The organism is Streptomyces anatolicus, from assembly GCF_019400875.1.
In the GTDB taxonomy this organism is placed as follows: Bacteria; Actinomycetota; Actinomycetes; order Streptomycetales; family Streptomycetaceae; genus Streptomyces; species Streptomyces anatolicus.
Genome location: NZ_WMBF01000322.1, coordinates 1 through 7,279 on the forward strand (window position 1 = coordinate 1; position 7,279 = coordinate 7,279).

Annotated in this window: 6 protein-coding genes; 2 read left to right on the forward strand and 4 right to left on the reverse strand. The window is 71.1% G+C overall.

Features of this window, described 5'->3' with window-relative positions; genetic code table 11:
* Positions 1 to 192 precede the first annotated feature (192 nt).
* Positions 193 to 1,773 (forward strand): acyl-CoA mutase large subunit family protein, encoded by a 1,581-nt coding sequence (locus tag GKQ77_RS23600; RefSeq protein ID WP_219690932.1) that lies wholly within the window; start codon positions 193 to 195, stop codon positions 1,771 to 1,773.
* A 13-nt stretch (positions 1,774 to 1,786) separates the two neighbouring features.
* Here GKQ77_RS23600 and GKQ77_RS23605 read toward each other — a convergent pair whose 3' ends face one another.
* From GKQ77_RS23605 to GKQ77_RS23620, 4 genes are read right to left on the reverse strand one after another with little or no spacing between them, the layout of a single operon-like run.
* Positions 1,787 to 2,254 carry a MarR family winged helix-turn-helix transcriptional regulator gene (locus GKQ77_RS23605; RefSeq protein ID WP_219690933.1) on the reverse strand — a complete coding sequence of 156 codons (468 nt, stop codon included), beginning with the start codon at positions 2,252 to 2,254 and terminating at the stop codon, positions 1,787 to 1,789.
* A 44-nt stretch (positions 2,255 to 2,298) separates the two neighbouring features.
* The gene (locus GKQ77_RS23610; protein ID WP_219690934.1) at positions 2,299 to 3,507 is read right to left on the reverse strand and encodes an acyltransferase family protein; all 1,209 of its coding nucleotides are present in this window, start codon (positions 3,505 to 3,507) and stop codon (positions 2,299 to 2,301) included.
* Positions 3,504 to 4,898 carry a polysialyltransferase family glycosyltransferase gene (locus tag GKQ77_RS23615; protein WP_219690935.1) on the reverse strand — a complete coding sequence of 465 codons (1,395 nt, stop codon included), beginning with the start codon at positions 4,896 to 4,898 and terminating at the stop codon, positions 3,504 to 3,506. Before GKQ77_RS23615 ends, GKQ77_RS23610 begins: the two co-directional genes overlap by 4 nt.
* Positions 4,898 to 5,875, reverse strand: a complete 978-nt coding sequence (locus GKQ77_RS23620; RefSeq protein WP_219690937.1) for a glycosyltransferase family 2 protein — start codon at positions 5,873 to 5,875, stop codon at positions 4,898 to 4,900. Before GKQ77_RS23620 ends, GKQ77_RS23615 begins: the two co-directional genes overlap by 1 nt.
* A gap of 198 nt (positions 5,876 to 6,073) precedes the next feature.
* Between GKQ77_RS23620 and GKQ77_RS23625 the strand changes: the two genes are divergently transcribed.
* On the forward strand, positions 6,074 to 7,279 hold a 1,206-nt coding region (locus GKQ77_RS23625; protein WP_219690938.1), incomplete at its 3' end, for a DUF6716 putative glycosyltransferase.

Below are 7,279 nucleotides of genomic sequence, written 5' to 3' on the forward strand. Positions count from 1 at the left end.
GCCCTCCGTGTCGACCGCCACCGGCTTGCACCCCGCGACCAGCGCGAGCACCACCACGGCTCCCACCGGCATCGTGCCCCGGCCCATCACGCCCCCACGTGCTCCTGGACAACACCTCTGGACAACACTCCTGAGAGTGTTTCCCGGTTTGCCGTGCGTGACGCGTCCCGCCGGGAAGCGCAAGCTGGAGGCATGACACACGAGTCGGAGTCCGGTCTGCCCATCGAGCCCGTGTACGGCCCCGAGGCCCTGGCGGGCTGGGACCCCGACCAGAAGCTCGGCGCCCCCGGCGCGTATCCCTACACGCGCGGTGTCTACCCGACGATGTACACCGGCCGCCCCTGGACGATGCGCCAGTACGCGGGCTTCGGCACCGCCGCCGAGTCCAACGCCCGCTACCGGCAGCTCATCGAGCACGGCACGACCGGCCTGTCCGTCGCCTTCGACCTGCCGACCCAGATGGGCCACGACTCCGACGCGCCCCTCGCGCACGGCGAGGTCGGCAAGGTCGGGGTCGCGATCGACTCCGTCGAGGACATGCGGGTGCTGTTCGACGGCATCCCGCTGGACAAGGTCTCGACGTCGATGACGATCAACGCACCCGCCGCCCTGCTGCTCCTCATGTACCAACTGGTCGCCGAGGAACAAGGAATCGACGCGAGCCGCCTCACCGGGACGATCCAGAACGACGTGCTCAAGGAGTACATCGCGCGCGGCACGTACATCTTCCCGCCCCAGCCCTCGCTGCGTCTGATCGCCGACATCTTCCAGTACTGCAAGGCCGAGATCCCGAGGTGGAACACCATCTCCATCTCCGGCTACCACATGGCCGAGGCGGGCGCCTCGCCCGCGCAGGAGATCGCCTTCACCCTCGCCGACGGCATCGAGTACGTCCGCACGGCGGTCGCGGCGGGCATGGACGTGGACGACTTCGCGCCACGCCTCTCCTTCTTCTTCGTGGCGCGTACGACGATCCTGGAGGAGGTCGCCAAGTTCCGCGCGGCCAGGCGTATTTGGGCCCGTGTCATGCGGGAGGAGTTCGGCGCGCGGAACCCGAAGTCGCTGATGCTCCGCTTCCACACGCAGACCGCGGGCGTGCAGCTGACCGCCCAGCAGCCCGAGGTGAACCTGGTCAGGGTCGCCGTCCAGGGCCTCGGCGCGGTACTCGGCGGCACCCAGTCGCTGCACACCAACTCCTTCGACGAGGCGATCGCGCTCCCCACCGGCAAGTCGGCCCGCCTCGCCCTGCGCACCCAGCAGGTCCTCGCGTACGAGACGGACGTGACCGCCACGGTCGACCCCTTCGCCGGGTCGTACGTCGTGGAGAGCATGACGGACGACGTGGAGGCGGCGGCGCTCCAACTGATGGAGCGGGTAGCGGACTTGGGCGGTGCGGTGCACGCCATCGAGCAGGGCTTCCAGAAGGGCGAGATCGAGCGCAACGCCTACCGCATCGCGCGGGAGACGGAGAGCGGCGAGCGCGTCGTCGTCGGCGTCAACCGCTTCCGGCTCGACGAGGAGGAGCCGTACCAGCCGCTGCGCGTGGACCCCGCCATCGAGGCCGGGCAGGCCGCCCGCCTCGCCCGCCTGCGCGCGGACCGTGACCAGGGCGCGGTGGACGCCGCCCTCGCCGCCCTGAAGGAGGCGGCGAAGGGCGACGCGAACGTCCTCTTTCCCATGAAGGACGCCCTGCGGGCACGGGCGACCGTGGGCGAGGTGTGCGGGGCGCTGCGGGAGGTGTGGGGGTCGTACGTGCCGGTCGACGCGTTCTGAGCACCCCTTGTCCCTAGTGGTGCCAGGCCGTGCCGCCCACGTTGTGGATCATCCGCTGGAGGACCTTCAGCGCACGGACGTACTCCTCGTCGCTGATGCCCTCGTGGATCTGCGCCCGGAGCCGCTGCTGGCGCCCGGCCACATGGTCCCGGAGCGTGCGGCCCTCGTCGGTGAGGGCGATGAGGCCATCGGCGCGCTCGGCGACCAGGCCGCGGTCGCGCAGGGCGCCGATGTTGTGGAGCAGGGTGCCCTCGCCGACCTCCAGGTAGCCCTTGAGGACTTCCACGACCTCGTCGAGCGGGCGGCCGTCCGGGTGGTCCAGGAGCTGGTTGAGTACCCACCACTGGGGCTGGGTGAGCCCGTGTTCGGCGAGGGTGGTGCGGATGTGGTTGACGACGGCCGCGCCGGCGGCCGAACTCCAGTAGCCGACGGGCTGGTTGACGAGGTCCTGGTCACTGTGCGAGTACGCGAATGTGGTCATGTGCTCGAACTTAGAACCTCAACTTCACTTGAGGTCAAGCCGTTTCATTTGAGGTCGAGCCGTGCCGGGGAGAGCCCCGTGCGGATCAACGGCGTCAGCCACCCCTCAACGAACCGGTTCAGGAGCCACGCCAGGGCCAGCATCGCCGCGACGGTCAGGGCCAAGGTGGCGTAGGAGGGCAGCCCGAGGCCCTGGTGCAGCGCCTGTACGGAGACCCAGCCCAGGTGCTCGTGCACCAGATAGAAGGGGTAGGTGAGGGCGCCCGCGACTGTGAGCCAGCGCCAGTCCATCCACTCCAGGCGGCCGAGCGCGATGAGCAGCACCGCCGCGAAACCCGCCGTGACGACCGCGATGATCACGAGCGAGGAGCGGTACGAGAAGGCGCCCGGGTCCGGCGCGTGCCACAGCTGGGCCACCGCGTAGTGCTGGCCGATCAGCCAGCTCACGCCCACGATGCCCCACGCGGTGAGGTCGCGGCGGTCGCGGTGGACGAGGTAGACGCCGATACCGCCGATGAAGTACGGGGCGTACTCCGGCATGAGGACCAGGTCGAGGAGCGGCATGTCCGCGGCCTGTGAGACCGCGGCGGCCAGCGTCCACACCGCGCAGAACAGCACCACGCGCGCCCGGGTCGCGCCCGGCAGCACGACGCAGAGGGCGAAGAGCGCGTAGAAGCGCAGCTCGGCCCAGAGCGTCCAGCACACGCCGAGCACCCGGTCCGCGCCGAGCGGCTGCTGGAGCATGGTGAGGTTCACCAGCGCGTCGCTGGGCGAGACCGCCTCGTACGCGACGACGGGCAGCGCGAAGACCGCCGTCACCAGGAGGACCGCTGCCCAGTAGGAGGGCAGCAGGCGGGAGGCGCGGGACGCGAAGAAGGAGCGCAGGGGCCTGCCCCAGCCGCTCATGCAGATGACGAAGCCGCTGATCACGAAGAAGATCTGGACGCCGAGACAGCCGTAGGCGAACCACGCGTGGGCGGTGGGGAACTGGAGCGCGGGCGAGTTGCCCCAGGCCTCGGATATCTCGCCGTCGCGGCCGCCGTAGTGGTAGACGGCGACCATGAGCGCGGCGACCAGGCGCAGCCCGTCCAGGGCGCGCAGCCGGGACCTCGCGCGCGGGGAGGCGCGCGAGCCGGCGCCCCCCGCGCGCCCCTTCGTGGCCGTGTTCGTGGCCGTGTCCGTGGTCGTGTGCGTGCGCGCGGAGGTGCCCGCTCCCGGTATGGGCTTCGGGAGCGTCGTGCCGGGAGGGATCATCCGAGCGCGGTCCGCTTGATCGTCCGCTGCACCGAACGGGCCCGGCGCGCGACCCGGCGCACCGCCGCGTTGCGCGGGATGAACGCCAGCTGCGAGGGGAGCGCCCCGGGCAGGGCGAGCGCGGTGAGGCGGCGCCGCTTGAAGTAGCGCCAGGTGCCGGGCCCGATGTTCCGCGCGAGATAGCGCTCGGCGTCGGGGCGCAGGCCGGGGTAGATCTGCGGCTGCATCGCGAAGCCGACGGCCTTGAGGAGCTGGGTCAGCTCGCCGGTGCCGAGGTCAGCCCGCCGCTCGGCGACCGCCGCGGCGTCGGTCAGCTCGGGCAGCAGCGCGTCGACGATGGTGACGGGGACGCGGTTGCTGTTCTGGTAGGGCGCGAGGCGCTCCAGGAGGAGGTCCGTGCCGGTGCGGGCGACGGGCAGGTCGTAGAGCGCGGACGCCGTGAGCAGTGCCGTGGAGAAGCAGCCGATCACGAGCGCGGGGCGCGTCCGCTGGTAGAGCACCTCGGCGAGTACGGGGGAGTCGAGCACCGTCAGCTCGACGCCGATCGCCCGCGCCTCCTTCTCCAGGGTGCGCGACCAGCGGGCCGGGGCGGTGGGGTGCGGCTTGAACACCACGTGGGTGTGGCCGAGGTCGGCGGCGCCGCGCACCATGCGGATGTGCAGCTCCTCCTCTTCCTCGGGGGTGAGGATGTTCAGGGCGGAGAGGTACTGGCCGAGGACGAGCGCGGGCGCGTCGGGGGCGGGCAGGCCGTCCGGCAGCTGGGTCTCGTCGTCCGCGAGTTCGGCGAGCACCTTCACGAACGCGTCGGTCGGCACGATCTCCGGCTCGACGCCGAACTCGGTGAGCAGCAGCGGGGTGAGGCCCGGCACCAGGTCCAGATGGAGCAGGCGGCGCACGCGCGTGCCGACCAGGGGGTCGAGCTTGTTGCGGGTGGGGCCGTAGCTCATCAGGCCGTCGGCGTAGACGTCCACGGGGGCGCCGTTGAAGATCTGCGTGAGCGCGAGCGCGGGGTTGACCTGGATCGACTCGACGGCCAGCTCGACGCGGTCGTCACCGAGGTCCCAGAGCATCCGCACATACCGCTCCCACAGCACGACGTCGTCGCCGCGCGGGGCCCAGCCGCCCGGGTGGAAGGGGGCGATGGCCTCGTTCCAGGAACGTACGTCGTCGAACCGGTCGCGCAGCCGGGCGAAGCCGGGCATCGCGTCGAGCGGTGTCGTCGTCTCCGGGGTCGCCGCGTTGTTGCTGACCAGCAGGATGCGGCGGTCGGCCGGGCCGAAGCGGTCGGCGTCCAGGGCGGCGGCGAGCGTCGCCGCCCCGTACAGCGTGGAGGCGAGGAAGACCTGCGTCGTGCGCCGGGCCGTACGGGGGGTCGTCTGCGGGCTTTCCATCACGCGGCCACCTCCGCCGACACGGGCCGGCGCCGCAGCCTGCGCAGCCGGGTGGCCCGCTGGAGGTCCATGGAGTCCAGGGCCTCGTCGAGCACGCCCTGCGGCATCCGCTTCAGCGCGGCCGCACTCATTGACTTCAATTTGCGGGCCACGGATGGCTCGAACCTTTCGATGGAACCCAAATGATGGGAGATGATCGCGCAATAGGTGCGCACGGCCTTCGGCAGGAGTTTGTCGGCGTCCCGGTCGGCCGCGGTTTCCCGTACGACCTGGTCGAATGCCTTGATGAAATCGAGCTGGCGGACATCGCCGATCTGGGTGAGCGACGAGGCGACCCCGCGCCGGTAGAACACGCCGAGCAGGCCGACCGCGGCGAAGGATTCCGCCTCCCGGTGCAGCCGCCAGATCCACGGGCGGTCCTCCGCGGTGCGCAGACCGTCGGTGAAGTGCAGCAGACCGGCCTCGGCGAGCCTGCGGTGGTATATGCCCGCCCAGGCGTACGCGTAGTCGACGGAGGTCGACCGGTCGGCGGGGAGTATCACCTCGCGCGGGTTCATCACGACGCCGCGCCTGCCGTGCGGCACCCGGTGGACCGTACGGGCCCGCGCGGTGCACTGCACATGGTCGGTGCGGACGAAGTCACAGCCCAACTCCTCGATGGAGGCGAGCAGTTGTGCGAAGTAGCCGGGCGCGAGCCAGTCGTCACCGTCCAGGAAGGTGAGGTACTCGCCACGCGCCGCGTCGAGGCCCGTGTTGCGGGCGGTCGCGAGCCCGCCGTTCTTCTCATGTCTGAGATGGACGGCGCCGGGCAGCTCGCGCGCCGCCCGCTCCAGGATGTCCGGAGTCTCGTCGCGCGAACAGTCGTCGACGAGAATGAATTCGAAGTCGTCGCGCGCGTTCGCACGCAGACTCCTCAAGGTGTCGGGCGCGTATTGCTGCACGTTGTAGAACGGCACGATGACGGAGAGCTTAACCACGAGGGTGACGTTAGGTGTCGGCCCGGCATTCGTCTCGACCCGCAGGGGGATGCGAGGTGAACGACGCGTGGCGGAATGGTTAACCGGGCCGCCGGACGGGCGTTTCCCGGGCCGATTAGCCATTCGTCGGCGTGCTGTTAACCGTTTGTTGCACCTGAGTTGGGCCGCGAATCGAAATGGCTTCCTAGCGTCTGGGACGTGCCAGCAAGTAACCGAAACCCGCTCCGGGTGGCCGTGCTCGCCGATTCCGATACGCGATGGAAGTGGGGCGCCCTCACCGCGAACCGCATCGCGACGGACAGTCGGCCCGAGTCCGACGGCCACCGTCTCAGCGGGTACCTGCTCCGCGGCCGGGCCACCCCGACGCCCCGGCAGCTCGAAGAGGTGGGGGTGCGCGCGGACAGCCTGCGCGAGGTCACCGCCGTCGAGTTCCTGCGCGAGATGGAGCGGGAAGCGCCCGACGTGATCGTGCTCGCCCTGGTGGGCGGCGCGGTCCAGGCGGTGCTGCACGGACTCGCCCGCGTCACCGAGGACGCCCGCCTCACCGGCACCGCGAAGAAGCGGCCCGTCGTCGTCACCGGCTATGTCGGCGTCGTCTACGAAAAGCTCGCCGACGGCCTCCTCCTGCGGCACGGCGCCGACGTCGTCCTCGCCAACTCCCGCCAGGACGCGGAACGTTTCCGCGCGGTGTACGAGGGAGTGGGCGCCGACGCGTCGGCGGTCACGGAGGCCGCCCTGCCCTTCCTCGGCGGCGCGCCCCACACCGGGCACGACCCGTACACGGTCGTCTTCGCCGCCCAGCCCTCCGTGCCGGAGAGCGCCGCGCACCGCACCTACCTGCTGCGCCGCCTCGCCGAACACGCCCGGCTGCACCCCGACCGCGAGGTCCTGCTCAAACTGCGCAGCAAGCCGGGCGAGCACACCACGCACATCGAGGAACTGCCCTACCAGAAGCTGACGCAGCGGCTGGAGGGCGGCCTGCCCGCCAACTGCCGCCTCGTCTACGGGCACATGGGCGAGGTCCTGGACCGCACCGACCTGCTCGTCACCATCAGCTCCACCGCCGCCCTGGAATCCCTGCACCGGCGCATCCCCACCGCGGTCCTCACCGACCTCGGGGTGCGCGAGGCGCTCGGCAACCACCACTTCACCGGCTCCGGCTGCCTCGCCTCCTGGGACCAGCTGGACGCGGGCCACCTGCCCGTGCCCGACGAGCGGTGGCTGGCCCGGCAGGGCGTCGCCGCCGACGGGGCGTACGAACAGGCCTTCGACGAGGCGCGCGAGAAGGTCACCGGCCTCCTCGCCGACGCCGCGGCCGGCCGCATCCCGCCCCTGAAGCCGTACTACAGCCTCACCACCGCCCGCGGCTATCTGCCCGGCATCCTCGCCCGCCACCACCTCGCC